Raw genomic sequence first — 26,184 nt, 5'->3', positions numbered from 1 at the left:
GAAAAAGCAATTTTTTCGGCTATAATGGAATTATAAGAAAAATCAGCCGAAAGCAGGTGACCGATATGAGTTACATCACAAGAAGTCTTGAAAAGGTAGTTCAGCAAGTTACGCAGGAATATCCAGTTGTGCTTGTGACTGGCCCCCGGCAGGTGGGAAAGACGACCATGCTGCAAAAGCTCATGGAGGGAAGTTCCCGTGGGTACGTCTCGCTGGATGACCTGAATGAGCGTGCACTCGCCAAAAATGACCCGGAACTGTTTTTACAGCTGCATAAGCCACCGGTTCTGATTGACGAGGTTCAGTATGCACCGGAACTATTTACCTATATCAAAGTCTATGCAGATACTCACCACGAACCGGGTGCTTTTTGGCTGACTGGTTCACAGGTGTTCAAGCTGATGCGTGGGGTACAGGAGTCGCTCGCCGGACGTGTTGCAGTACTGTCAATGACTTCTCTTTCGCAGTCAGAAATAAACGGTGCAGATACCGAACCCTTCCGTGTGGATTTGGATGCTCTGCTGAAACGTGAGGAAAAAGCTGTGCCCGCAGATACCAAAGGTATCTTTGAGCGTATCTATAGGGGTTCCATGCCCGCTATTGCAAGCGAAAAAAATACTAATAGTCAGATTTTTTACAGTAGCTACCTTTCCACCTATATTGAACGTGACGTAAAAGAGCTTTCAGATGCCATCGATGCGCTGAAATTTCTGCGTTTCATGACAGCGGTTGCGGCTCGCTGCTCACAGATGCTAAATATTGCCGAAATTGCACAGGATGCGGACATCAATCAGAAGCAGGCAAAAGATTGGCTGCACATTCTGGAAACGCTGGGCATCATCTTCTATCTGCACCCCTATTCCAATAATCTGCTGAAGCGGTTGGTAAAGACCCCAAAACTCTATTTTTATGATACCGGGTTGGTCTGCTATCTGACCAAGTGGAGCAGTGCAGAGGTTCTGGAGTATGGTGCAATGAACGGTGCAATCCTCGAAAACTATGTTGTTTCTGAAATTGCGAAAACCTATTTGAATACCGGCAGAGAGCCGTTTCTGTACTATTACCGCGACAAAGATGCAAAAGAAATCGATATTATTTTGGAGCAAGATGGTGTTCTAAATCCCATCGAAATCAAAAAGACCTCGAACCCCGGCACTGAGCTGACGAAGGTATTCTCTTTGCTGGATAAAGCTTCTGTCCCGCGTGGGAAAGGTGCTATCGTCTGCATGAAGCCCAAGGTTGGGGTCGTGGACCGGGATAACTACGTTGTCCCGATTTGGGTCATCTGATTTTCGATATGTACGGTTGTACTTGAACTTGTTAAAAATGCTTATGATGCACAAACAATATTAGCATCGTCTTTTCTCATCAATGTATAAATGCGTGAGGAAATCAGTTCGATCGGGAGTACGCTGTGCATGGATTGCAATCGTTCACCGTAATTTGGAATGTCCCGGTATTCTCTGCCCAAGCAAGAGCATTGTACAGAAGTCTGCAATGCCCTTTTTGTTTTAATACCACAACAAGGAGGGAACTATGGAAGAATACAGTTTAGACCGACACCTTAAATCCTACTGCGATGCCCACGAGGAATATCAGAATCTGTATGCGACATGGAGCCTGAACCGGAAAAGCTGCTCTGAAATGCTGAAAACGGTTCTTCTGCGCTACCCGCATTACAGCCTGCATGATGCCAGCCATGCCGAAGCCATTTTATCGAAAATCGAAATGCTTCTGGGCAGCCGCGTGAGCCAGCTGTCCCCTACGGACACATGGCTGGTGCTTCACGCCGCCTACGCACACGACCTTGGCATGGTGGTGCAGTGGCGCGATTTACAAAAAGCCTGGTCTGACCTGGCGTTTCAAAACTATCTCACTTCGCTTGCCGAGGGCGAAGACAAAGATCTGCGCAATGCAGTACAGTGGCTGCGCAAAATGGAGGCAGGCAAGAAGGATGATGCACTGTGGCCCCTCCATATCGTCCGCAGCGTCCAGCTCATCGACGCTGCCTATTTCCGCAGCCAACATGCCGCCATGTCCAAAAGCTACATTGAGCGCATCGCCCAAGGGTTGCAGATCGACCTTGGACACAGCGGCTTGGTGCGCAGCCGCCTGCTGCAACTGCTGGGCGAGATCTGCGCCTGTCACACCGCCCCGGAAGACCAGGTGTTGGAGCTTCCGTATGAGACCAACGGTTTTGGCTCTGACTATGCGCATCCCCGCTTTGTTGCCATGCTGCTCCGGCTGGGTGATCTGCTGGATGTGGATAACGGACGCTTTAACGCCGCTGCCGAAGAGGTGATCGGCGGGCTGCCGGAAAGTTCCGTTGCACACAAGGAAAAGCATGAAGCCACCAAGCATCTTTTGATCACGCCTGAGCAGATCGAATTTGCAAGCGACGGTCCCGACGAGCCTTCCTACCTGGAAGCCCGCCGCTTTGTGAACTGGCTGGAAGCTGAGATCCGTTTTTTGACCATGAATTGGGTCATTCTTGTTCCAAAAGGCTTTGGGGGATTTGCACCGCGCTTTGAAAAGCCTAAGCTGTGTATCAAGGGCGTACCCGATGCAGAAGGGCTGGCCGGGCTCCACTTTGAGATCTCACAGAAAAAGGCATTTGAGATCATTGAAGGCTCCAACATTTACGAAAACAAGTTGGTGTTCATCCGTGAACTGCTGCAGAACGCCATGGATGCTTCCAAAATTCAGCTCTGGCGGGATCTTTGTGCCGGCACCTATCAGGCGTGGATCGGTGAAAAGGACAGCAAGAAGCTGCAAGCCCTGCAACCTTACAGCCTGCAGGCAGAGATTTATCATAGCTACCCCATCAAGATTCATTTGAGCACCGACGAGGATCAGGTGACACAAATCGAAATCGAAGACCGGGGTACTGGCATCACCCTTGATACCTTCAAGCGTATGTGCAATGTCGGTGCCAGCCCTTCTGGCTCCGACGAACTGAAAAAGGAGATTCAGTGTATGCCAAAATGGCTGCGGCCTACCGCAGGTTTTGGCATCGGACTTCAGTCGATTTTCCTCGTGGCCGACCGCTTTGAGATTGTGACGAACAACGGCACCGAAGTTCTCACTGCAATCGCACACTCCAACCAAAACGGCGGCTACCTGCAAATCAAAAAAGAGGGCAGCAGACCTTTCCGGGGTACAACGATTCGCATCGCACTCAAGGTCCCCATTGCTCCTTCGTTTACGTTTGCTGGCAAGTCCTTTTACTACTGGTACTTCCAGTACGACCCTATGGAAGCACAAAACTGTCTGGGAGAACTTCAGATTTTGGACGAAGTCAGCAATAACTACGGAACATCGCTTTTCACGGTCCATGTTTCAAGCAATAATCCTTCGGTGGGGAGCCAGACGATCACACATCTGATTCCCATCTGCGAGAATTTTGCAGCAGACAAATGGGAACGCCGTGACAATTACCTAGTCCAGTTTGAAAACGATTGCTCCACCGCAAAGCTCTGGAACGAAACGAACGCCGTCTACGCGGAGTTGTCTCTCCATCCGGAATCCAGAAGTCTCTCGGAGGTGCGTTTTAAGGGCGTCCGGGTAAAGGACAATCTCCTCTTCCACGAGCAGTGCCTAGGTGCCGTGATCGACATTTATGGTTTTGATACCAAGAGCTGTCTGCGGCTGAACCGCTCTGAACTGACAAAAGAAGGAAACCGTATTCTGAGTGACCTGATGCTCGAACTCCACGATTGCTACATCGAGGCCGTTCTCGCACGTCTGAATGGTACTGACAAACAGGACATCGCTCTTTTGCAAAGTAAGCAGTTCAACTTGTTCCATTTCTGGCTTGCCTGCCTGCCAAGGCAAAAAGCCGAAATCAAAACAGATCATTTGAAAACTCTGACGGAAACTGTTTTGTACTGCAGTATGTAAACGATTCCTTCAAGATCCAGCAGGTCAGGCTTGGCAGCATCCTCCCCTTTGACGATAATCTCTTTTTTGTCCACGGCTCCATGTTTAAGACCGTTGATGGTCTGGACTATGACCGCATTGATGATGTCTGCAAAAAGCTGACCGCAGCTGCTGAAAAAGCCCCAGACCTCCAAAAAATTATCCTTCCGTTGGATGAGCGCTTGATTCGCGCAGCTTCCAACTGTCACAAAGCGTTTATCCGAAGAGCAAACGGCCTCTTCCTCTACCAGATTTCGCTTTTTCCTGTTGGTCTGCAGGTGGATGCGGAGACCAGAGAACTCCTTTTGAAATCCCTCGGCGAACGGACACTAATCTCGCGCACTATTTTTGACGACGAAGAACATTCTCCCCGCCGCCGGGCGATTTCCGGACTTGCCGATTATCCCAATCTGTGTGTATCCAGGCTTCCGGTCGGTGTCATGTACAGCAGTTTTTCACACTGCAACGCCATTATTTCTCCTTTCAACTGTGACCAAAAGCGACTTGCCGAATCCGAAAGCTGTGACCTCTTTGTTGCACAGATTTTGGAGTCCAGCGCATTCCAACGCGTCGTCCAATGGACGATGGACCACGCGCCGGACAATGCCGCCCTGCGCAGTGTGGAAACTGTGAAGCAGGAGTACCAAAAGCTCATGCAGGACTATTATCAGGTGATCCACTCCGCAGAAAAAACTCAAACTCATCTAAACAGCACAACATCTCCGGCTGTAGAATCGTAGTACATTTCTTTGCGATAAAATCACCCCCTCGGTGAGCCATGCGTAAATTCATGGTTCGTCTTGTTCTGGTAATAAAGCTGCATCGTGGTGGGTGCGTTGTACAGAGAAGCGAGCAGGTATTGTTTCATGTTTCGGATTGGGCTGCTGTTCTCTGCAAGGCACATCAGCACAAAGCGGATGTGGTCAGCATTCAGCTTCATGAAACGACTACGCACCACCTCGGCGGGTTTATCGTCCTCGGCAATGTGCAGCGTCTTGCGGTTGGTGGCGCAGGTGTCCACAAGCAAGTCCACAATCTGATAGATGGTGTCCTCATCGTCCGGGCAGAGCCGGAGCAGAGTGTCAACCTCCAAAGACTGTGAAAAATATCCTTCCAACTGTTCGCGTTTGCTCATCGCATCATCTTCTTCCGAATAGAAGGGATAAGGTTCACTCATTTCAGTATTATTCTCATCAGTCTTATTACATCGTGATTTTGCAGGGTCTTGACTTGTGGTTTTGAAGCCTCCAGAATCGTGAAAATCACGATTCTGGAATATTGATTTTGACGATTCTGCCGAAAAGTTTTTCACATACACCAAACTTGGCTTGCCCAAACCTCTGCGTTTTCGTTCAATCAAACCAAATTCTTCAAGTTATCGCAGCAGCTTAGTCGCTTTGTTGTCTGCGCAACACAATGCCCTCTTGACATCCTCAATCGTAAAGATGATGAACACTCGGCCTTGCTCGTCCAGCCAGCCATTTCTAGCAGACAGGCTCATGCGGTCGAGCAGGATGCCATAGAGTGTTTTGGCATCGGTTGACAGGTCTTGAAACCGTGTTTCTTGAAAAAGTGCCTTGGGAATGCGGTAGAAGGAGAAAAGCTCTCCGGCCTGTCCGTAGAAGTAGTCAAGGGTCATGCGGTTGGTTCACAGATAAAAAACAGCGATAATATATCGGCATCGTTGAGAAAACCTCCTTGTCAATACTTTTGGGGAAAATAAAAAGCGCAACTTTGATGTGTAAAATCAAAATTGCGCTAAGTAAGCTGTCAGAAAAAACTTTTCTCGTAAATGACCTTCTCTCTGAGCAAAACCCATTGACACACTTAAAAATTGGGTGGTAAAATTGCCTTGTAGGCGGAGCATGATTCCTGGAAGCAGGATGCAGCTGTGAACCTTTTCGGTGGATAGAACGTAACAACGCGAAATTAAGCCCGCCCCCACGCTTTCGTGTGGGGGTGTGTTTCGATACCGTTCGGGAGAGCGCTTGCATGGCATGCAAGAGGTCAGCGGTTCGATCCCGCTATTCTCCACCAAAAAAGCACTGTACTTCGTTTGAAGTATGGTGCTTTTCTTTTTATACAGACGCAGAAAAAGGCGGGAGCTTCCCACAAAAGGGAAAGCCACCGCCTTTGATGATCATCGGATGAGCCAGCCGTAATCCTGTCTGCAATCTACCACATGATCCGCATAAACCGTATGATCTACAATCTGGAAGATAAGCATATAGCGTTTTTCAAACAAGATGAATCGGTAAGCATTTTTAGGAATGTATTCGCCTTTGAGCCATGGGCAGCGCTGCGGCATCTGCTCCAAAGACTTTGCAGCCTTTTCAAATTCGACTGTAAGCCGTTCAGCTGCTGCAGGGCTGACATGTGCCAGAAATGCGGCGTGGGACACCAGCATCTGAGCAGCCCGTGCTGACACGATCACGTGGTATTTATTTTGCTGTGCCATGCCCTGTGGCCTCCTTGACCGCACTGCGCATCATGGAAGTGACCTCGTCAATCGAATAGCCCTCGCTTCCACGCATCCGGTCCTCTTCCACGGAAAGCAGCTCTTCACGGAGCTTCAGCATTTTTTCACGGCGGTTGTAGGTTTCGATGTCCATGACGACCAAGTCACCCTCGCCGTTCTTGGTGAGAAAAATCGGCTCGGCGGTTTCTCTGCACAAATCGGCGATCTCGTTGTAGTTCTGACGAATCGCTGCAGATGGACGGATATTCATAAAAGCACCTCCTGCTCCTGAACGATCTATAATAGTAAAATTCTAATTATATTATATCCATATTGTGCAATGAAGTCAATGCGAACAGCTGTCACTTCGTTCTCCAGTTCCACCACTTTGCCAGCATTACGATCATAGCAGCCACGAAAACACACAAAAAATTTCTGCCCACTGCCGCAGCCTGCGCGAAACGGGCTGTTTTGTGCGCGAATGGCAGACCACGGAAGGCGGAACTTGTGCTATAATAGAATAAAAAATAGGGAAGCAGAAGGAACGGGGGATGCAGCGATGAAACTGCGGACGGCGATCGTGGAAGACCGCAAGCCGGATGCCGAACGGTTGGAACAGCTGCTGAAAAAGGCATTTGAAAATGAGAACATATCCTGCAGCTGTTTTGCCAGCGGAGATGAATTTTTGCGGGCCGACTGGCGCGAAGGGTATCAGGTAGTGTTTCTGGACATCTGCATGGAGGGCACCAATGGCATTGAGACGGCGCGGCGGCTGCGTGCGGCCGACCCGGACCTGCTGATCGTGTTTGTGACATCCTCGCCGGAGTACGTGTGGGATGCCTTTCCGGTACATCCATTCGATTATCTGCTCAAGCCTTATAAGGAAGAAAAGTTTGAGCAGCTGGCAGGGGAGCTGCGGCGGGTGCTGTGCCGCCAGCAGCCAGAGCTGGAGGTGCGCATTGCCCGGCAGATCGTGCGGCTGCCGCTGACCAAGATCTACTATGCTACGGCACAGAACCATTATGTGCGTGTGGTCACGGATGACGGCGAGTGCCGGGCCACGGCAAATTTTGCACAGGTGCAGGAACAGCTTCAGACCCAGCCGGAATTTCTGGTGTGCAACCGCGGCGTGATCATCAACATGTCCAAGGTGCTGCGGTTTGAGGGCGACTGCATTGAAATGCTGGATGGGACCCATCTGCCGGTGCGGCAGAAGGACAAAAACAGCCTGCTCGCCCAATTTACGCAGTACCAGTTCCGTGGGATGCAGCGGGAATTCTGATCTGGAAAGGAGAACGCTTGTGAATTTTGCATTGTTTGGACGTTTTTTTCTGGAATTTGCAATGATGTATCCGGCAGAATACCTCTGCCTTGCCTCGCTGCAGGAGCACTTGCGTGCACCGCGTAAAACCTATGCCATCGGTGCGTCGGCGATCACACTGATGGGTCTGGCTGGCGCAGCGGTGTGCTGCATGCTGGACATGGAAACGAACTTCCTGCTCATCCCGCTGCTCATCATCAGCTTCTGGCTGCTGCGCTGGCGCACCGACCGGGAAGTATCGATCAGCCAGACCATGTTTCTGTTCTCGGTGTCGGCAGTGATGATGTCTGTGTGCACCCTGCTTGCCGTTGTGCTGAACGCGGAAGCTGAGCTGGACAATGCACAGCCGGTGTTTCTGCCCAGCACCTCGGTCATCTGCCTGACCCTCGCGGTGATACTCAGCACCATCTTCCGCTTTACGGCAGTGCGCTGGAGCCGGTGGCTGCTGCAGGAGTACCACGGAGAAGCCTTCTGGGAGTCGGCATGGCCGCTGCCGGCACTGTACGCGGCGTTTCTGGTGTTCTGTATGCCGAAGGAGATCGGCATCATCCTGATGAACCGCATCCGCATCATCGCGGTGCTGGCAGTGAGCATCTCACTGCTGGGCGTTTTTCTGCTGCTGTACGAGATGTACCGCGTGGCAAAGGAGTATGCCCGCAGCTCCCAGCTGGACCGCGAAAACCAGCTGCTGGCCGTGGAGTCCCGCCGCTATATGGAGCTGCGCAGCTATCTGGAACAGACCCGCCACCTGCGGCACGATTTCCGCCAGCACCTGCATGTGATCTCCGGCCTGACCGAGGCCGGGCAGCTGGATGAACTGAAAAGCTACCTGAGCCAGTACGAGAGCGAACTCAGCGATACCAGACCCACCCTGTGCGCCAACGCTGCGGTGGATGCGCTTGCCGGCCACTACGACTACGAGGCCCGGAGACAGGGCATCCAGATCGAATGGAAGCTGGAACTGCCCAAGCTCCTGCCCCTGCCGGAGGCCGACCTGTGCACCATTCTTGGCAACCTGCTGGAAAATGCGCTCCATGCCAGCCAGAAGCTGCCGCCGGAAGAACGGCAGATCAAGGTGCTGGCCCGGATGCTCAGCCCGGCCATGATGGGCCTGATGGTGGAGAACCGCTACGATGGCGTGCTGAAAAAGCAGGGCGGCGTTCTGCGCTCCACCAAGCATGACGGACAGGGCATCGGCCTTGTTTCCGTCGAAACTGCCGTGCACAGGTATCACGGCAATCTGACGGTGGAAACGGGCGGCAACGTTTTCCGGGCCAATGTGCTGCTGAACCTGTAAAATATTCCTGCCCCAAGGCACCGGCTTTTTTGCACAAGCCGGTGCCTTTTGGTTGCACTTTTCCCGGGAAATCATTATACTTATTGATAAAAGAAAAGGCAGCAGGGGAGCATATGGCAGCAGAAAGCAAAACCGGCTGTTTCTTAAACTTTCCTAAGAAATCTTTTGTAGAAACTAAAACGTTCTGCTGGTATACTAAAATCGAATGACAGTACAAGGGGGAAGTGTGAATATGGCAGAACAGACGATCCTGATCGTGGAGGACGACCCGGATATCCGGGACGGTGTGCGCATCCTGCTGGCAGGCGAGGGCTACCACATTCTGGAGGCAGAGAACGGCCTGCGGGCATTGGAGCTGTTCGACCCGGAGGTGGATCTGGTCATTCTGGATATCATGATGCCGGGCATGAGCGGTCTGCGCGTGTGCGAAGAGCTGCGCAAGACCTCGGCGGTGCCCATTTTGTTCCTTACCGCAAAATCGCAGGAGTCGGACAAGCTGCTGGGCCTGACGGCGGGAGGCGACGACTATCTGGCAAAGCCGTTCTCCTTTGCGGAGCTGAGCGCGCGGGTCAAGGCGCTGCTGCGCCGGTACTGCGTGTATCAGGGCAAGGATCAGGTGCATCACAAGCCGCACAACACCACGCTGGAGCTGCACGGTGTGCGCCTTGCACTGGACTGCAACCGTGTGTGGGTGGACGAGCGGGAAGTGGATCTGACCGAGACGGAATACAAAATTCTGCGGCTGCTCATGCAGAACCCGCAGCGCATCTTTTCCATTCAGGTCATTTATGAGACGGTGTGGAACGAGCCGTACTACTATGTTTCCAACGGCACAGTGATGGTGCATATCCGCAACCTGCGTATGAAGGTGGAGGACGACCCGCAGAAGCCCACCCGCATCTGCACTGTGTGGGGCAAGGGCTACCGCTTTGTTTCCGGAGAGGAAGGCGGTCTATGAAAAAGCAGAACGGCCTTGCAAAGCAGTTTATGGGCATGATCGCACTGGCGGCGCTGGAAAGCGTGCTGCTGCTGACAGTATCGCAGGTGGTGCTTGCCAAGGGACTGCGCTTCTGGTTCAGCCGCACGGAGGTGCAGCAGCATGCCACCCAGAAACAGGTGCAGGAGCTGCAGAGCTATGTGACGGAACATCATCTTGCCAGCACGGATGTAAAGGAACTGACGGATTGGAGCCATAAGCGGCGTTATACCCTGCTGGAACTCTACCGGGGCCAGACGATGATCTACTCTTCGTTTGCACCCAAAGACGGGATGATCTCGTTTTTGCCGCAGAACGGCACATCGGATCAGAACCCGGGGGTCCTGGTGGATAAGACCGGCGTTTACGATTGGCTGCCCTGCTACACGCTCACCTTTGCAGACGGTGAGGTGAGCGCGATGCTCTACTACAACGGCTTCAATACCTATTACGGCACCGGGTGCAAAATTTTGCTTTTCCTGTGCATTTTATGGTGGTTTCCGGGCTTTTTCCTTCTGAACAGCCGTAAGATCGTGCGGTACGTGGTGCAGCTCAGTGAGGAGATCCAGGCCATGGAGGGCGGCGACCTCGACCACCCCATTACCATCCGCGGCAGCGATGAGATCACCACGCTGGCCTCCTGTCTGGACTCCATGCGGGTGACTTTGCGCCAGCAGCAGGAAGAGGAAGCACAGGCCGCTGCCAAGGTAAAGAATCTCATCACCGAGATGTCGCACGATCTGCGCACGCCGCTGACCACTCTGCTGCTGTATACAGAGATCTTGCAGTATCATAAGTACGAGACACCGGAACAGGCCGACAATTACCTGAACAAGATCGACGCGAAGGCCCGGCAGATCAAGCAGCTTTCGGATAACCTGTTTGAATATGCCCTTGTCACGCGGGATACGGTGGCCGTGCTGGACCCGCCGGCACATTTTTCCACTGTGTTTGAAGAGCCACTCACGGAAATGGTGGAAACGCTGCAGCAGCGCGGGTTTGCCTGCGCACTGGAACTGGGCGAGGAGGACGTGCTGCTCTTGGTCAGCGGGCAGTACGTGCGCCGCATTCTGGATAACATCACCTCGAATCTGGTCAAGTATGCCGACCCCTGCAGTGATATCCTTGTGCGCTTTGTGCAGGAAGAAGACAGGGCGGGCCTGTGCTTTGAGAACCGCGTCCTGCCGGTGCCCGCCTCCTCGGAGAGCACCAAGGTGGGACTGCCCAGCATTGAAACAATGATGGAAAAGATGCAGGGCATCTGCCGTATTGAACAGCCTGAAGGCATTTTCCGCATGACACTGCTGTTCCAGACCGTCAAAGAATAAAAAAGCAGAGAAGGCTTCCCGCTGAGGGAGGCCTTCTCTGCTTTTTCACACATTGTTGCCTTCTCTTAAGTCATCTTAAGACTTTTTTGCCCAAAATCCTAAGAATCATCCTGTATACTTCCAGATATTGGCGGAGAAGATCCCGCCGCATGCAATACAGGAGGGGCGATACGATGCTGCGAAAGAAAAACAGCGAACCGGCACAGCAGCCGGATGCCCAGCAGGAACTGCTGGACTTTGAGAACCCGGCGGTGCAGCCGGGCAAAAAAGACCCGAAACAGTTTTTGAAGCGCAACTGGAAAAAGATCACTGCGGTGGTCTGCGTGGCGGCGGTGGCCGCTGCGGTGCTGCTGCCCAAAAACAGCAAAAAGGCTGTGCAGGCCAGCACCCAGTACATGGAGGCCGCACTGGAACGGCGGGACATCACCAACACCTTCAGCGGTTCCGGAACCATTTCCGCAGCTAACACCTATACGGTCAAGTCGCTGGTGAAGGGCACTGTGCTCACCGCAGATTTTGAGGTGGGCGATACCATCGAGAAGGGTACCGTGCTGTACACCATCGACAGTTCAGACGTTGCCACCAGTGTGGAAAAGGCCCAGCTTGCGCTGGAGCAGGCACAGCGCAGCTACGACGATACAGCCGATGCCCAGTACATCCGCAGCGTCATTGGCGGCACAGTGGCTTCCATCAAAGTCAAGGCCGGTGACTACGTGACCGCCGGGCAGGAGATCGCCACCGTGCGGGACGATTCCAGCCTGCTGCTCACGCTGGAATTCCCGGCAGCGGATGCTTCGGGGTTTGCCGTGGGTCAGGCTGCGGAGGTCATACTCAACGGTACCTTTGAGACCCTTTCCGGCACGGTGCAGGCCGTGGCCGGCACCGATACCATCAGCAGCGGCAATCTGCTGGTGCGCACCGTGACCATTGCCGTGAAGAATAATGGCAGCCTGACCACCGCACAGGCCGCATCCGCCACCATCAACGGTGTCAGCGCGCTGGCTTCGGCCCGGTTCGATTATCAGCACCAGCAGACCGTCACAGCCACCACCAGCGGCACGGTGGCTGCTGTGTGCGTCAAGGAAGGCACTGCCATTGAGGCCAACACGGCCATCGTGCAGCTTTCCGGCACCGAGCTGAGCAGGCAGGTACAGTCCGCTGCCGACAGCCTGCTCAACGCGCAGCTTTCCATGAGCGATACCCAAAAGCAGATGGAAAACTACACCATTCCCTCGCCCATCAGCGGCACCGTGATCCAGAAGAATGTCAAGGCTGGTGACACTGTGGGCACCGATACTACAGCCAGCGAGACGCTGTGCACCATCTACGACCTGAGCTATCTGGAAATGACGCTGAATGTGGACGAACTGGAAATCCTCTCCATCAAGGAGGGTCAGACCGTCACCATTACGGCAGATGCCATTTCTGACCGTACCTTTACCGGCGTGGTCACCAGTGTTTCCGCTGCAGGAACCACCACCGGCGGCACCACGACCTACCCGGTGACCATCCGCATCGATGACACCGGCGACCTGCTGCCCGGCATGAACGCCACGGCCGAGATCGAGGTGAGCAGTGCGTCCAACGCCCTTGCCGTTCCCAACGGTTCCGTGGTGCGCGGCAATTATGTGCTGGTCACCAAGGATTCGCCCAGTGCTGCCAATGCCGTGCAGGATATGACCGCACCGGACGGCTATGTGTACGTAAAGATCACCACCGGCACCAGCGACAACGATTCGATCGAAGTGACCGGCGGCCTGCAGGAGGGCGACACCATCGCCTACGATGCCAATGCTGCTGAAAAGCAGAACGCCAGCGACAGCATGGAATTCATGGTGGGCCCGGGCGGCACCATCGCCTACGATGCCGACGCTGCTGAAAAACAGAACGCCAGCGGCAGCGGCGGGCACGGCGGAGGGAACGGAGGCCCCGGCGGCGGAGGCCCGGGAGGTGGCTTCTGATGAGTGCCCTTATTGAATTTGATCATGTGTGCAAGTATTACCAGATGGGCGATACCCTTGTAAAGGCTGCAGATCACATTTCGATGCAGATCAACAAGGGCGAGTTCGTGGCCATCGTGGGCCAGTCCGGCTCCGGCAAATCCACCTGCATGAACATCATCGGCTGTCTGGATGTGCCCACGGCGGGCACCTATAAACTCAATGGCCGGGATGTGGGCAGAATGAGCCGCGACGAGTTGGCCGAGATCCGCAACGAGCTGCTGGGATTCATCTTTCAGCAGTACAACCTGCTGCCCAAGCTCAGCCTGATCGAAAACGTGGGGGTCCCGCTGGTGTATGCCGGAGTGCCGCGTGGGGAGCGCCGCCGCCGTGCCGCCGCCGCACTGGAGCGGGTGGGCCTTGGCGATAAGCTCCGGAACAAGCCCAACCAGCTTTCCGGCGGTCAGCAGCAGCGTGTTTCCATCGCGCGGGCACTGGCAGGCCGTCCGGCTGTCATTCTGGCCGACGAGCCTACCGGCGCACTGGACAGCCACACCGGCCGTGAAGTGCTGGGCATGCTGCAGGACCTGCACCGGCAGGGCAACACCGTGGTGCTTATCACCCACGACAACTCCATTGCCGTGCAGGCCCAGCGCATCATCCGGCTGGAGGACGGCCATGTGGTGTACGACGGCGATGCCCACGCACCCGAAGCCGTGGTGCAGCCCAATTATGCACCCAAGGCAGAACAGGAGGGGAGTGCATCATGATCTATGAGACCTTCCGTGAAGCCATCCAGAACATCTGGAGCAATAAGTTCCGCACCTTCCTCACCATGCTGGGCATTATCATCGGCGTGACGGCGGTCATCGTTATCGTGGGCCTTGGCAACGGCATGACCCAGAGCATCCAGTCCAGCTTTTCAGATCTCGGCACCAACATCATCAGCGTGCAGGTCATGGGTTACGGTTCCCGCTCTGTGAAAGTGGAGGATGTTTACAGCCTCGTGGATGCCCACCCGGACCTGTTCGAGGCGGTGTCGCCTACGGCCAGCATCAACGGGACCGTGAAGGTGGGTACCACCAGCTACAGCAACACCAGCGTCAAGGGCGTGAGCGAGAGCTATCTTGGAATGAGCGGCTGCACCGTCCGCGTCGGGCGCGGCATCAACTACGTGGATCTGACTGACAACAAGAAGATCTGCGTAGTGGGCGATTACATCAGCCGTGTGGCCTATGGCGGCAATGCCGTGGGCCAGACCATCAAAATCGGAGCGGAGAAATATACCATTGTGGGTGTACTGGAAGCCAAGGTGACAGACACCTCGGATCAGGAGGGCAGCAGCGATGATATCGTTCTGCTGCCCTACACCACGGCGCTGCGTGTTTCACAAACCAGCACCGCCAGCTCCTACGCCGTCACTGTGACCAGTGAGGACAACATTTCCGAAGCGAAGACCGCACTGGAAAACGGCCTGCAGGAGCTGCTCAGCTCCGATAAGGGCTACATGGTCACCAGCATGAGCGAAATGCTGGATATGATGACCTCCATGGTGAACATGGTCGTCACTATCCTCACAGCCATTGCGGCCATCTCGCTGCTGGTGGGCGGCATCGGCATCATGAACATCATGATGGTGTCCGTCACCGAGCGCACCCGCGAGATCGGCATTCGCAAGGCGCTGGGTGCCAAGGAACGGGTCATTCTGGGCCTGTTCGTCACCGAAGCTGCCACCACCTCGGCGCTGGGCGGCATACTGGGCATCGGTCTGGGCTATCTGCTCTCGGCACTGGCAAACAAGATCCTGCCGCTGGTCATGTCCGATATGGAAATGACCGTGGCACCGTCTCTCAGCTCGGTGGCCGTGGCCTTTGGCATCTCGGTGGGCATCGGCGTGCTGTTCGGCTACCTGCCCGCAAAGCGCGCGGCACGGCTCAACCCCATCGAAGCGCTGCGTTACGATTAAGGAGGCAACTATGAAAAAACGATTCCTCGCACTGCTGCTGTCGGTGTGCATCGGCGTGTCCATGCTGGTGCTGCCCGCATCGGCAGCTGGCTCCAACACGGCGGTGCAGACGGCGGTAACGCTGGGCGCTTTCTCCACCGAGGAAGCTGCCGGGCTGAGCACGCCGCTCACCCGTGGGCAGCTGGCAAAGCTGCTGGTGGCCTTTTCCGCCTACCACGATAACGCCAATACGCAGGGCAGCATCGGCACTCTGTATACTGATGTGAACGGCAGCAGCGCTTATGCGCCCTATATCCGCATTGCAGTGCAGCAGGGCTGGATGAGCGGCTATACCGATGGCTCCTTCCGCCCGAATCAGACCGTGACGCTGGAAGAAGCCTGCACCGCCGCTCTGACCCTGCTGGGCTATGATGTGACGACCCTGACCGGCGGCTTCCCCGCAGCACAGCTGAACAAGGCAAACGCCATCGGACTGCGTGCAAATCTGAGCCGCACCCAGGGTCAGGCCATGACCATGGAAGACGGAGCCATCCTGCTGTACAACGCCCTCACCGCAAACACGGCCAGCGGCAGTGTGTACGGTACCACCCTTGGCTTTACGGTGACAAATGGTCAGGTGGATGTTTCGTCCATCCTGCTCAGCAATCTGGAAGGCCCCTTTGTGGCATCGGAAGGCGAAAGCCTGCCCTTTGAGCCGGAGGCCGTTTACTGCAACGACAGCGTGAGCACCAACGCCCAGCTGTCCGCTTATGATGTGTACTATTATAATGCCAGCGCAAAGACCGTGTGGGTCTACACCCGCAAGGCGGCAGGCCGCATCACGGCGGTGTCGCCCAGCGCCAGCGCACCCACATCTGTTACCGTGGCTGGCACCAGCTACACCATTGCAAGCTCCTCGGCAGCAGCCCAGCTGTCCAGCCTGAACGGCGGCGGCGTGGGTCAGGTAGTCACCCTGCTGCTGGGCATGAACAACGAAGCCGTTGCCGTGCTGACCGGTGATGCCGCAGACGAAGTGTTCTACGGCGTAGTGCAAACGGCCACCCGCAGCCTTGTGGAAGAAAACGGCGCGGACGTGCAGCAGAAGGTGGAAGTGAAGTGCACCGACGGCATCACCCGCACAGTGAGCGTGGCCAAGGACCTGAACTACCCGGCCGGCTGGATGGTGAAAATCACCGTGAACGCCGACGGCGAGCAGGTGGATGCCATTGGTAAAAAGGGCACTTCCGGTACGATCAATGCAGACGGTACCGCTCTGGGCGAAACAGCCCTTGCGGACGGCGTGGAAATTCTGGATACGACTTCGGAGGGTGTGGCTGGGACGGTAAGTCCCAGCCGCCTATCGGGGGTAACACTTTCGGATGCCGATGTGCGCTACTATACCACCAATGAGAACGGTCAGATCGATCGACTGATCCTGAACGATGTCACGGGTGATCTGTGGACTTACGGCGTGCTGGACGACGTGAAAAACCTCATCAACAATGTCACCTCTTCCAGCAGCACCACATCCACCGGCACGACGACCGGTACCACCACAAGCACCTCTTCCAGCACCGATGCAGCTTCCATCGCAGGCGATGTGGCCGAGATCGTGCTGCCCAGCATCGGCGACCTTTTGTGGGGCCTTGTGGACGGAAGCATCGGCAGCAGTGTGTGGGAAAGCGTGACCGGCAGCACCGACAAGCTGGCAAGCTATCTGCTCAAGTTGGGCGCAGCTAACACCAGCGGCGGTCTGAGCACTGTGCTCAACTATCTGGGAAGCGGTGCAGATTACGTGTGCTACGTGAACGGCAAGCAGACGACCTACAAGACCAGCACCAAGTACCCGGTGCTGGCGGGCGGCATTGCTGTGGGCATCAGCACTTCCGGCAAGGTCAAGTCCATGCGGCAGCTGATGCCTGCCGTGATCGACAAGGTGGGCGCGGCCTCGGTGATGAGCGGCGGCAAGAAGTACGAGACTGCCGACGATATGCAGGTGTATCTGTGGTATAAGGGCACCTACTATCCCACCACCCTTTCGCAGGTGAACGGCGAGGACTACACCCTCATTGGCTGGTTTGATAACGACGGCCGCGCAGCAGGCAGCAAGATCCGCGTGCTGATCGCGGTCAGGAAAAACTGAATCCGGCCCGGCCCTCCCCCGACGGGAGGGCTTTTTGCTGTCCGCACGACGCATACGGTCAAGTTGAAAAATGAATAAAATTTGCACATAGAATGAGATGTTTTTAGGCTGAATGAGCAAAGAATCGAAAGAAGCCCCATAATCATATTGACATAATGGGTAATGGGGTGTAAACTACGTGCATCGGGTCGAGCAAATCTGAAAATTGAGATCATTCAGGGAGGAAACGGCTATGATGTGTTGTTGCGCAATGTGTTGTTGTACCGCAAACGCTTCCCGGACCGGCCGCCCTGCAGTATGGTATGCCGTGTGAGCATATCTGCATATTCTGTGTGGGAACACGCAGAAGGATCTGTCGCTGATCGCCTGGGAGCTTACTTGAAGAGGGAGCTTCCGGGCGTTTTGTTTTGACCCGCAAATCAGGATACAAGGGAGGAATCCGGCAATGGACTGGAATGCGATCCAGCAATATTTGCCGCTCTACCAGAAAGCCGCTGTACTTACCGTGCGGCTGGGCGTTGCAGGCATCATTTTTGCCATCATCATTGGCCTTGCCTGCGCAGTGATCCAGTATGACAAGGTGCCCGTTCTGCGGCAGATCGTGGGTGTCTACATCCAGCTGTCCCGCAACACACCGCTGCTGGTGCAGCTGTTCTTCATTTATTATGGCCTGCCCAAGGTGGGCATCCGCACCAATGCCGAGATCTGCGGCATTGCCGGTCTGGCGTTTCTGGGCGGCAGCTACATGGCCGAAGCGTTCCGCAGCGGTCTGGAAGCCATTGAGCCGATTCAGACGGAAAGCGCCTACAGCCTTGGCATGGATCGCTGGCAGACCATGCGCTACATCATTCTGCCGCAGGCCATGTCCACCAGTATGCCGGCTTTCATGGCAAATGTGATCTTCCTGCTCAAGGAGACCAGCGTGTTCAGCGCCATCAGCCTGATGGACCTGATGTTCACGGCCAAGGATCTCATCGGCATGTATTCCAAGACCATCGAATGTCTGTTCCTGCTGGTGGTGTTCTACCTTATCATTCTGCTGCCGGTGTCCATTGTGGGCAGCCTGATCGAAAGGAGGCTGCGCTATGCTGGATTTGGGTCTTGATGTCCTGTTCAAGGGCAAAAACATGGCCCGCCTGCTGGGCGGCCTTGGCGTTGCACTCAAGATCAGTGCCGTCTCGGTGATCATCAGCCTGCCGCTGGGCATCCTGCTGGGCGTGCTCATGACCTCCCGCAACCCCGTTATCAAGGCGGTTCTGCGGCTTTATCTGGAGTTCGTCCGCATCATGCCGCAGATGGTGCTGCTGTTCCTCGTTTACTTCGGCACCACCCGTGCCTTTGGGTGGAACCTTTCCGGCGAGATGGCATCCATCATCGTGTTTGTGCTGTGGGGCACCGCAGAAATGAGCGACCTTGTGCGCGGTGCGCTGATCGCCATTCCGAAGCACCAGTATGAGAGTGCCGAGGCCCTTGGCATGAGCCGGGCGCAGACTTATTGGTACATCATCATTCCGCAGACGGTGCGCCGCCTGATCCCGCTGTCCATCAACCTGATTACCCGCATGATCAAGACCACCAGCCTTGTGCTGATGATCGGTGTTGTGGAAGTGATCAAGGTAGCACAGCAGATCATCGAGGCCAACCGCACCGCCAGCCCCAACGCAGCGTTTGGCATTTATCTCACGGTTTTCGTGTTATATTTCTTCGTATGCTGGCCTATCAGTCTGCTGGCATCCTATCTCGAAAAGAAATGGAAGTGACCGTACATGGCAGAACCTATTTTGACTGTTGAACATCTGATCAAGGCCTATGGCGAGACCCCCGTGCTGGATGATATCAGCTTTGCTGTCAAGCCCGGTGAGGTCATCGTGGTAGTCGGCCCTTCGGGCTGCGGCAAAAGCACGCTGCTGCGCTGCCTGAACGGCCTGGAGCCCACCCAGAGCGGCCGGGTGCGGCTGGGCAATGAGACCGTTGCCTACGGCGGTAAAAATCTGACCCAGCTGCGCCAGCGCATCGGCATGGTGTTCCAGAGCTACGAGCTGTTCCCGCACATGACGGTGCTGGACAATGTGCTTCTGGCACCCACCAAGGTGCAGAAGCGCCCCAAAGCGGAAGTGCAGCAGGAGGCCGAAGCTCTGCTGGACCGCGTGGGACTGCTTGCCAAGAAAAACAGCTACCCGCGTGAGCTTTCCGGCGGACAGAAGCAGCGCGTTGCCATCGTGCGCGCACTGTGTATGCACCCGGAGATCCTTCTGTTTGATGAAGTGACCGCTGCCCTTGATCCGGAAATGGTGCGCGAGGTGCTGGACGTTATGCTGGACCTTGCCAAGCAGGGCAAGACCATGATCATCGTCACCCACGAAATGCAGTTTGCCCGCGCCATTGCCAACCGCGTCATCTTTCTGGATGGCGGCAAGATCGTGGAAGAAGCTGCACCGGCCGAGTTCTTTGACCGGCCCAAGACCGAGCGCGCGCAGCGCTTCCTGCGCACCTTCACGTTTGATGCTGTGAAATGAGTCACAGATCAAGATAAAGACTGCGGGGGTTCCGCAGCCAATGGGAAAGATTTTGTAAAGGAGAATCCATTATGAAACGGTCTAAAATTTCTCGTCGTTCCTTCCTGCTGGGTCTGGGCGCAGCATCCGCTGCTGCCGTTCTGACCGCATGCGGCGGCTCTTCTTCTGCTTCCACCGCAACTGCAGCATCTGGCAGCGCAGCATCCGGCAGCAGCGTGGTCTACCGCACGCTGGATCAGATCAAGGAGTCCGGCACCATCAACATCGGTGTCTTCTCCGACAAGAACCCGTTCGGCTACGTGGATGAGAACGGCGAGTATCAGGGCTATGATGTCTACTTTGCCCGCCGTCTGGGCGAGGATCTGGGCGTAGAGATCAACTTTGTTTCTACCGAGGCTGCCAACCGTATCGAGTATCTGCAGACCGGCAAGGTGGATGTGATCTTGGCAAACTTCACCGTGACCCCCGAGCGCGCAGAGGAAGTGGATTTCGCTCTGCCGTACATGAACGTTGCACTGGGCGTCATTTCTCCGGACAGCAACGTTATCACCACTCTGGACAACTGGAACGCTGACGATCAGATGATCGTCATTTCCGGCACCACTGCTGAGACCTACCTGACCAAGGAGTACCCCAATATTCCGCTGCAGAAGTACGATTCCTATGCAACGGCCAAGAATGCACTGGAGAACGGCAACGGCGTGGCATGGGCCAACGATAACACCGAGGTCATTGCATTTGCAAAGCAGAACACCGGCTACACGGTCGGCATTCCCTCTCTGGGCAGTCAGGACACCATTGCTCCCGCTGTGAGCCAGGGCAACACCACCGTTCTAGATTGGCTGAACGAGGAGATCAAGACTCTGGGCGAGGAGAACTTCTTCCACAAGGACTATGAGGAGACTCTGGTGGATACCTACGGCACCGACTTCGAGGACGAGCTGGTGGTCGAGGGCGGCGAGACCGCTGCCAGCGAGGCAGCAGCTTCTGAGGCTGCTGCTTCCGAAGCAGCTTCCAGCGCAGCCGCACAGTAAATAAATAACATCGAGCGGGCAGGAGAGTGCTGAACCTTTCCTGCCCGTTTTTGCATTGCACCATCTGCCGGAACGTGCTATACTGGAACAAAACAACTCCTGTCCGAAAAAACTTGAAAAAGAGAGGATGTTCCCAATGAAGCGTGCCTATACGAACGGGATCCTGCTGGATGGCACCGAGCAGATGCAGCCGGTAGAGCACAAGATCCTGCTGACCGAGGATGATAAGATCATTGCCATTGTCGATGAGGGCGTGGATCTGGACGGTTGTGAGGTGATCGATCTGCACGGAGGCTATCTGTGCCCGGGCCTGATCAACCTGCATGTGCATCTGGCAGGCAACGGAAAGCCCAGCGCAAAGCCGCGGGACAATGCCGCGCTGGTGCGCAAAATTCTGAGCAATGGCCTGACCCGTGCGGTGGCCTACAGGCTGGTATGCAGCTACGCGAAGCTGGAACTGCTGGGTGGCGTGACTACCATCCGCACCGTGGGCGGCATTGCAGATTTTGACACCCGCTGCCGTGATGATGCTGCAGCTGGCAAGCTGCTGGCACCGCGCATTCTTGCCGCCAACGAAGGCATTTCGGTGCCCGGGGGACATATGGCAGGCTCGGTGGCAGTTGCGGCCCATAGCAATGCCGAAGCACTTGCTCAGCTCAAAAAGGCCAGCGGACAGAAGGTGGATCTTGTCAAGCTGATGATCACCGGCGGCGTGCTGGATGCCACCGAAAAGGGAACCCCCGGCGAGCTGAAGATGAAGCCGGAAATGGTCAAAGCCGTCTGCGACGAGGCCCACAAGCTGGGCTATACCGTGGCGGCACACACCGAGTCGCCAGAGGGCGTAAAGGTGGCACTGGAAAACGGCGTGGATTCCATTGAGCACGGAGCAAAGATGGACGATGAGACCATCCGGCTTTACAAGGAGCGGGGAGCCTTCCTGTGCACGACCATCTCCCCGGCACTGCCCTATGCGCTGTTCGATACAACGGTTTCCGGTGCATCGGAAAAGGACCAGTATAACGGCAAGATCGTGTTTGACGGTGTGGTGGAAAGCGCAAAGACCGCCCTTGCCAACGGCATTCCGGTGGGCTTGGGCAATGACGTGGGCTGCCCCTACATCACCCAGTACGATTTCTGGCGGGAGCTGTGCTATTTCCATAAGTATTGCGGTGTGAGCAACCAGTTCGCCCTGTACACGGCCACCCTGCGCAATGCTCAGCTGGCCGGAGTAGGAGACGTGACCGGTTCCATTGAGCCGGGCAAGAGCGCAGATTTTATTGTGACAAAGCACAACCCGCTGGAAGACCTGCGTGCGCTGCAGCATCTGGAACTGGTGGTCTGCCGCGGCCATGTGATCAAAAAGCCGAACCCCAAGCGGAACAAAACGGTGGATGCCCTGCTGGACCCGTACCTCGAATAATACTGAAAAAGCAAGGAGAGACGATCGGTCTTTCCTTGCTTTTTCGTTCACATGCCTGCCATCACGGCCATGATGCTTTGCCAGCTCTTGTTGCGGGCAGCGGGCACAGTGGTGCGGCGGCGTGCGGGTGCAGAGCCGGAAGAGACCGTATTCATGGCGGTCATCGGCACCGACGGATGGAAGAATACGGCTGTATCACCGGCCAGCCACTGGGCGGCAAGGCGGGCTGCCTGCAGGTCGGCCTGCAGGGTGCGGCGCTCGGCACCGGCCAGATGATCCGCCAGCCAGTAGAGGATGGCACCCAGCGGCAGGCTGGGCAGAACATCCTGACTCCAGTAGGTCCAGCGGGCACCGGCCCCTACATGGCTTTCTACCGTGATCACAGCGCCGGTGCGGGCGTTCTGCGGGATGCTGCCCTGATAATTGATACCGGCGCACTGGCGAAGCTCGGCGGTGATGCGCTGGGTGCGGGCCATATCCAGCCTGTCCTCACGGCAGTAGGCGCGGAAATCGGTCTCGTCGATCAGACCGTCGGCGCTGGAAGGAAAGCGGCCCACCAGCTGGCCATCGGCGTTGTGGCACAGCTGCCAGCCCTTGCGGAACAGCTGGAAGTTCAGGCAGCGGCGACCCATGGTGGAGTAGCACAGAATGGAGGTGCTCTCACCGGGCAGCTGCTTCAGCTCCAGGCAGGCATCGTTGCCGCAGGTGTCCTGCAGCTTTACCGTTAACAGCAGCTGCGCACCGGGGTGCTGAGCTGACATAGCGTTGTGCATGGCATCAAAATAACGGTTGGCATCCATGATCGGTTCCCTCCTGAAACTATAACACAGCAGTTCGTTGTATAACGGATGGGCACTGCGCCAAACGACCCGGTGCACAGCAGGCGGCTTACGCAGGAATGTTTTATTGACTGAACATAGTATAGCATACTTTGCAACAAAAAACAACTATAAGTTTGCAGAAAAACAAAATATTTCCGCGCATCCTGCAACAGTGACCCGAAACATGGTTGTTGCAAGAGTGAATCAGTTGTGTTCTGTATCAAAAACAGCCCACAGACGGCAAGGCAAAAGCCTCCCATCTGTGGGCTGTTCTGGTAAAATATGGTTCAATCGCCCAGTTCACGGATCTCGTTTTGGATCAGCCGCCCGGCCGCGCGGGCCAGTTGGTCCATGCCGCGGATACGGGCCATGTTTTTGCCGTAGATCTGTGCAGCGGCACCGGCAGAGCTGTCCTCACCCATGAACACAGCCGACACCCGGATGCCCATGCGCTGCAGCGCACGCACCTGCGCGGCAGTGTCAGCCACACCGGCAGCGTCCTCGTAACCGCAGCCCAGCGGGTTTTCTGCACTGGGCGGGATGCGGCGGCTGTCGTTGGGCGAAGCGTCCGTCAGCACGATGAGCAGATGCCGCGGCGCAGGACCGGGCGCAAACCGCAAAAGGTCGCCTGCGGCCCGCAGGGCAAGGCCGTCACGGTTCCAGCCGGAAGCAAAATATCGGTTGATGTTCTGCAGGTTTTTGTCTGCAAAGCCTTTGAGCACACGCAGTACGGTGTAGCCCCGCAGGCTGCTGAAGCTGGACACCCGCACCGGGATACCGCAGGCTGCAAGGCTCTGGGCCAAAATGGATCCTTGCGCCGCGATCACTTCCTGACAGTGCAGGCGGGACGCAGATGCATCCAGCAGAAGATCCACCGTGAAGGAGGGCTGGTTCTCTTCCTCGGCACACAAAAACACCCGGTCATCGTTCAAAAGTGGTGCGCGCCAGATGCGCCCAGCGTTCAGATTGCCACTGCGGGCAACACGGGCGTTGGGCTGCTGGTGCACAAGGATGCAGTTGCGGATCTGCTCGGTGAGCCGCAGCACCACACTGCGGTGCAGTTCCCGATTTTTGGCGTAATAAGCGCGGTTGCGGTCAGCCTGAAGTTCAGCCTGCTCAGCCAGATGCTTTGCTTCCGGTGTGGGAGCCTGCTCCGGGCTGGGCACACCGGCACTGAACCACAAATGGCACCCCAGATGGTCGCCCACGCAAAGCTCCTGCTCAGCCTTGCGCAGCCGTTCCGGCGGGTAGAGAGAGCGGCCGAAGCAGCTTTCGATGTAGGCCTTGTCCTGCGCGGCATTCTGCTTCAGGGTGATGTGGGCCCGGCGCTTGTCCACCGCCAGCCCGCCGCCCACAGCATCCACGGAGCTTGAGTGCTCCACGGTCACGCGGTCCGTTTTGATCATCTGGGTGGGCATGGCTTTGGTGGCAAGCTTTGCCAGCAGGCCGTCCAGATGCAGATGCAAAGCTGCTCTCTGGTGCACAGTGCCGTCGAACAGGTTGAATTTTGCGTAGATCGATAAAATTTCGGCTTTCAGCTGTTCCGGCTCCGGCACATGCTCCGGGGCCAGCGCGGCGGCAAGGCCGGACTCGTAAGGGGTCATCACCGGGTCGGCACGGCCCAGCACACGCCGCCAGCGTGCAGCCTGCATGGTGTACACCAGCTGATTTTTTGCCATCCACTCCTGACGGGAGAGCTTGTATTGAATCGCAAAAAAGTAATCTGCATGGGCATGGCGCAGCGCTTCCAGAACCGGGCGGCGGGGCAGCTCCAGCCGATAGGCGGCGTTTTCCAGATACAGCCATGTCATGTCGTCCAGCATGGTCTGCCGCAGATCACCGTCCCATGCGTCAAAGACGCTGCGAATCAGCGCGTCACCGTAATATTTGTGGATGAGGCCCACGACCGTGTTCATGTAAAAATCGGTGGTGCCGTCGGTATAGCGGGCCAGAAACAGCGGCTCAAAGCCATAGGCTCCTGCAGCAGCCCAGACCTGATTGGCCGCACGCCGCTCCTGCGCGGTGTAACTCTGGGCGTCCATCAGCCAAAGAGCTTGGCGGCATCCAGCTTGGCCGGAATGCGCGCTGCGATCACATCACGGATCAGGCCCTGCTCGTAGGAGTCAAAGGCCTTGTTGGTGATGCCCATATCCAGTGCCGCGCCTGCCGGGATGCCGCGCCGGATCAGCCGCAGGGCATCCAGCATGCCGCGCAGGTCCAGCGCCTTGGTGGAAATTTCCGCACTGTCGCACTTTTTCTGCAGGTCAAGGAACAACAGTGCAAACTGGCGCACATACTTGGAAGCAAGATCGGGGAACTGCGTACGCAGCAGCTTTTCCAGATCGTCCTGCGTAATGGTGGGCATCTGGATGACCACGAAACGGGAGGTGAGGGCCTCGTTCAGCTCACGAGTGCCGGCATAACCGTAGTTCATGGTGGCAATAAAGCGGGTCTCCTCCGCCAACGGGATGCGGTCGTAGCCGGGCACATCGATGGCACGGCGGAAGTCCAGCACCGCGTGCAGCACGGCCAGCGCTTCGTTTTTGGCCATGTTGATCTCATCCAGCACACCAAAGCCGCCGCACTGGGCGCAGCGGTATACCGGGCCGGGCCGGAACACCACCTGACCGTCCGCAAAAGTGTCCATACCGATGAGGGATGCTGCATCCATGTTCACATGGAAGGAGATGTCCCACGCAGGACGGCCAAAGGCGGCGGCAAGATTCTCGGCCAGCACGTTTTTGCCGGTGGCTTTTCCGCCTGCCAGCAGCAGGTTTTCGCCGCAGAGCAGCGCCGCCAGCGCCTGCTCCCACACATCCTTTCCATAATAAGTAAAGGCAGGGGAGGGAATGCGTGGTCGCAGTGCGTCCGGCAGGGCATGGGCAGCGCGGTACTGTTGGACTGCTTCCAGCAGAGCGGGGTCTACCCCTTCCTTCTGCAGAGTTTCAAGGAGATCAGACATTTGTACAAACACCTCGATTTTGCCGGTTGTCTGGCACAAACCGGCTGTTCAGCTTTATCATAGCACAATCGTGGGGATTTGTGTAGGGGGCGGGTGGCGAAAAAA

General features: G+C 56.1%; 21 protein-coding genes and 1 pseudogene. 16 read left to right on the top strand and 6 right to left on the bottom strand.

Annotation, left to right across the window (positions count from 1 at the left end):
- The first annotated feature begins 65 nt into the window (after positions 1-65).
- The 3 genes from MTP41_RS01940 to MTP41_RS01930 all read left to right on the top strand — a co-directional run bounded on the left by MTP41_RS01940 (position 66) and on the right by MTP41_RS01930 (position 4,658).
- Entirely contained in the window at positions 66-1,289 is a 1,224-nt protein-coding gene (locus MTP41_RS01940; RefSeq protein ID WP_097777565.1) for an ATP-binding protein, read from the top strand.
- A gap of 247 nt (positions 1,290-1,536) precedes the next feature.
- On the top strand, positions 1,537-3,900 hold the full coding sequence (locus MTP41_RS01935) for an HD domain-containing protein (RefSeq protein WP_249236072.1): 2,364 nt from the start codon (positions 1,537-1,539) through the stop codon (positions 3,898-3,900).
- A gap of 80 nt (positions 3,901-3,980) precedes the next feature.
- Complete coding sequence (locus MTP41_RS01930) at positions 3,981-4,658, top strand: hypothetical protein (protein WP_249236071.1); 678 nt, start codon at positions 3,981-3,983, stop codon at positions 4,656-4,658.
- A gap of 20 nt (positions 4,659-4,678) precedes the next feature.
- On the opposite strand, the pseudogene MTP41_RS01925 reads toward MTP41_RS01930, so the two are convergent.
- The 3 genes and pseudogenes from MTP41_RS01925 to MTP41_RS01915 form a co-directional block, all read right to left on the bottom strand.
- Positions 4,679-5,557, bottom strand: a pseudogene (locus tag MTP41_RS01925) (DUF6017 domain-containing protein).
- 501 nt (positions 5,558-6,058) lie between these two features.
- On the bottom strand, positions 6,059-6,376 hold the full coding sequence (locus MTP41_RS01920; RefSeq protein WP_097777566.1) for a type II toxin-antitoxin system RelE/ParE family toxin: 318 nt from the start codon (positions 6,374-6,376) through the stop codon (positions 6,059-6,061).
- Positions 6,360-6,647 carry a type II toxin-antitoxin system Phd/YefM family antitoxin gene (locus MTP41_RS01915; protein ID WP_097777567.1) on the bottom strand — a complete coding sequence of 96 codons (288 nt, stop codon included), beginning with the start codon at positions 6,645-6,647 and terminating at the stop codon, positions 6,360-6,362. Before MTP41_RS01915 ends, MTP41_RS01920 begins: the two co-directional genes overlap by 17 nt.
- Before the next feature lie 288 nt (positions 6,648-6,935).
- Between MTP41_RS01915 and MTP41_RS01910 the strand changes: the two genes are divergently transcribed.
- The 13 genes from MTP41_RS01910 (at position 6,936) to MTP41_RS01850 (ending at position 22,296) form a co-directional block, all read left to right on the top strand.
- On the top strand, positions 6,936-7,658 hold the full coding sequence (locus MTP41_RS01910) for a LytR/AlgR family response regulator transcription factor (protein ID WP_097777568.1): 723 nt from the start codon (positions 6,936-6,938) through the stop codon (positions 7,656-7,658).
- Between the two features lie 19 nt (positions 7,659-7,677).
- Positions 7,678-8,994, top strand: a complete 1,317-nt coding sequence (locus tag MTP41_RS01905; protein ID WP_249236070.1) for a sensor histidine kinase — start codon at positions 7,678-7,680, stop codon at positions 8,992-8,994.
- A 232-nt stretch (positions 8,995-9,226) separates the two neighbouring features.
- Complete coding sequence (locus MTP41_RS01900) at positions 9,227-9,952, top strand: response regulator transcription factor (RefSeq protein ID WP_097777569.1); 726 nt, start codon at positions 9,227-9,229, stop codon at positions 9,950-9,952.
- Complete coding sequence (locus tag MTP41_RS01895; protein ID WP_249236069.1) at positions 9,949-11,298, top strand: HAMP domain-containing protein; 1,350 nt, start codon at positions 9,949-9,951, stop codon at positions 11,296-11,298. Before MTP41_RS01900 ends, MTP41_RS01895 begins: the two co-directional genes overlap by 4 nt.
- 173 nt (positions 11,299-11,471) lie before the next feature.
- Entirely contained in the window at positions 11,472-13,259 is a 1,788-nt protein-coding gene (locus tag MTP41_RS01890; RefSeq protein ID WP_249236068.1) for an efflux RND transporter periplasmic adaptor subunit, read from the top strand.
- Complete coding sequence (locus MTP41_RS01885; protein ID WP_249236067.1) at positions 13,259-14,008, top strand: ABC transporter ATP-binding protein; 750 nt, start codon at positions 13,259-13,261, stop codon at positions 14,006-14,008. The genes MTP41_RS01890 and MTP41_RS01885 overlap by 1 nt, the downstream gene beginning before the upstream one ends.
- A complete protein-coding gene (locus MTP41_RS01880) occupies positions 14,005-15,204 on the top strand; it encodes an ABC transporter permease (RefSeq protein WP_249236066.1) in 1,200 nt (399 codons plus the stop codon). The genes MTP41_RS01885 and MTP41_RS01880 overlap by 4 nt, the downstream gene beginning before the upstream one ends.
- A 10-nt stretch (positions 15,205-15,214) precedes the next feature.
- Positions 15,215-17,326, top strand: coding sequence for an S-layer homology domain-containing protein (locus MTP41_RS01875; RefSeq protein ID WP_249236065.1), 2,112 nt, complete (start codon positions 15,215-15,217; stop codon positions 17,324-17,326).
- Between the two features lie 445 nt (positions 17,327-17,771).
- Complete coding sequence (locus MTP41_RS01870; RefSeq protein WP_118526105.1) at positions 17,772-18,431, top strand: amino acid ABC transporter permease; 660 nt, start codon at positions 17,772-17,774, stop codon at positions 18,429-18,431.
- Entirely contained in the window at positions 18,412-19,086 is a 675-nt protein-coding gene (locus MTP41_RS01865) for an amino acid ABC transporter permease (RefSeq protein WP_118526103.1), read from the top strand. The genes MTP41_RS01870 and MTP41_RS01865 overlap by 20 nt, the downstream gene beginning before the upstream one ends.
- A 6-nt stretch (positions 19,087-19,092) precedes the next feature.
- Positions 19,093-19,842 carry an amino acid ABC transporter ATP-binding protein gene (locus MTP41_RS01860; protein WP_005945732.1) on the top strand — a complete coding sequence of 250 codons (750 nt, stop codon included), beginning with the start codon at positions 19,093-19,095 and terminating at the stop codon, positions 19,840-19,842.
- A 71-nt stretch (positions 19,843-19,913) separates the two neighbouring features.
- Positions 19,914-20,876 carry a transporter substrate-binding domain-containing protein gene (locus MTP41_RS01855; RefSeq protein WP_249236064.1) on the top strand — a complete coding sequence of 321 codons (963 nt, stop codon included), beginning with the start codon at positions 19,914-19,916 and terminating at the stop codon, positions 20,874-20,876.
- 136 nt (positions 20,877-21,012) lie between these two features.
- A complete protein-coding gene (locus MTP41_RS01850; RefSeq protein ID WP_249236063.1) occupies positions 21,013-22,296 on the top strand; it encodes an amidohydrolase family protein in 1,284 nt (427 codons plus the stop codon).
- A 47-nt stretch (positions 22,297-22,343) separates the two neighbouring features.
- Here MTP41_RS01850 and MTP41_RS01845 read toward each other — a convergent pair whose 3' ends face one another.
- The 3 genes from MTP41_RS01845 to MTP41_RS01835 form a co-directional block, all read right to left on the bottom strand.
- Complete coding sequence (locus MTP41_RS01845; RefSeq protein ID WP_249236062.1) at positions 22,344-23,096, bottom strand: hypothetical protein; 753 nt, start codon at positions 23,094-23,096, stop codon at positions 22,344-22,346.
- Positions 23,097-23,404: 308 nt separating this feature from the next.
- Complete coding sequence (locus MTP41_RS01840) at positions 23,405-25,159, bottom strand: hypothetical protein (RefSeq protein ID WP_249236061.1); 1,755 nt, start codon at positions 25,157-25,159, stop codon at positions 23,405-23,407.
- Entirely contained in the window at positions 25,159-26,079 is a 921-nt protein-coding gene (locus MTP41_RS01835; RefSeq protein ID WP_249236060.1) for an AAA family ATPase, read from the bottom strand. Before MTP41_RS01835 ends, MTP41_RS01840 begins: the two co-directional genes overlap by 1 nt.
- Positions 26,080-26,184 lie beyond the last annotated feature (105 nt).

Origin of the sequence: Faecalibacterium sp. I4-3-84, from assembly GCF_023347255.1 — a bacterium.
GTDB lineage: Bacteria > Bacillota > Clostridia > Oscillospirales > Ruminococcaceae > Faecalibacterium > Faecalibacterium taiwanense.
The sequence above is the reverse complement of the archived record's forward strand: the minus strand, read 5'-3'. Positions and strand labels throughout refer to the sequence as shown.

Coding starts and splice junctions, on each gene's coding strand:
- MTP41_RS01840 (WP_249236061.1), bottom strand. CDS start 25,159: ATGGACGCCCAGAGTTACACCGCGCAGGAGCGGCGTGCGGCCAATCAG.
- MTP41_RS01940 (WP_097777565.1), top strand. CDS start 66: ATGAGTTACATCACAAGAAGTCTTGAAAAGGTAGTTCAGCAAGTTACG.
- MTP41_RS01930 (WP_249236071.1), top strand. CDS start 3,981: ATGTTTAAGACCGTTGATGGTCTGGACTATGACCGCATTGATGATGTC.
- MTP41_RS01920 (WP_097777566.1), bottom strand. CDS start 6,376: ATGGCACAGCAAAATAAATACCACGTGATCGTGTCAGCACGGGCTGCT.
- MTP41_RS01915 (WP_097777567.1), bottom strand. CDS start 6,647: ATGAATATCCGTCCATCTGCAGCGATTCGTCAGAACTACAACGAGATC.
- MTP41_RS01870 (WP_118526105.1), top strand. CDS start 17,772: ATGGACTGGAATGCGATCCAGCAATATTTGCCGCTCTACCAGAAAGCC.
- MTP41_RS01875 (WP_249236065.1), top strand. CDS start 15,215: ATGAAAAAACGATTCCTCGCACTGCTGCTGTCGGTGTGCATCGGCGTG.
- MTP41_RS01880 (WP_249236066.1), top strand. CDS start 14,005: ATGATCTATGAGACCTTCCGTGAAGCCATCCAGAACATCTGGAGCAAT.
- MTP41_RS01860 (WP_005945732.1), top strand. CDS start 19,093: ATGGCAGAACCTATTTTGACTGTTGAACATCTGATCAAGGCCTATGGC.
- MTP41_RS01910 (WP_097777568.1), top strand. CDS start 6,936: ATGAAACTGCGGACGGCGATCGTGGAAGACCGCAAGCCGGATGCCGAA.
- MTP41_RS01890 (WP_249236068.1), top strand. CDS start 11,472: ATGCTGCGAAAGAAAAACAGCGAACCGGCACAGCAGCCGGATGCCCAG.
- MTP41_RS01885 (WP_249236067.1), top strand. CDS start 13,259: ATGAGTGCCCTTATTGAATTTGATCATGTGTGCAAGTATTACCAGATG.
- MTP41_RS01855 (WP_249236064.1), top strand. CDS start 19,914: ATGAAACGGTCTAAAATTTCTCGTCGTTCCTTCCTGCTGGGTCTGGGC.
- MTP41_RS01900 (WP_097777569.1), top strand. CDS start 9,227: ATGGCAGAACAGACGATCCTGATCGTGGAGGACGACCCGGATATCCGG.
- MTP41_RS01835 (WP_249236060.1), bottom strand. CDS start 26,079: ATGTCTGATCTCCTTGAAACTCTGCAGAAGGAAGGGGTAGACCCCGCT.
- MTP41_RS01850 (WP_249236063.1), top strand. CDS start 21,013: ATGAAGCGTGCCTATACGAACGGGATCCTGCTGGATGGCACCGAGCAG.
- MTP41_RS01865 (WP_118526103.1), top strand. CDS start 18,412: ATGCTGGATTTGGGTCTTGATGTCCTGTTCAAGGGCAAAAACATGGCC.
- MTP41_RS01935 (WP_249236072.1), top strand. CDS start 1,537: ATGGAAGAATACAGTTTAGACCGACACCTTAAATCCTACTGCGATGCC.
- MTP41_RS01845 (WP_249236062.1), bottom strand. CDS start 23,096: ATGGATGCCAACCGTTATTTTGATGCCATGCACAACGCTATGTCAGCT.
- MTP41_RS01895 (WP_249236069.1), top strand. CDS start 9,949: ATGAAAAAGCAGAACGGCCTTGCAAAGCAGTTTATGGGCATGATCGCA.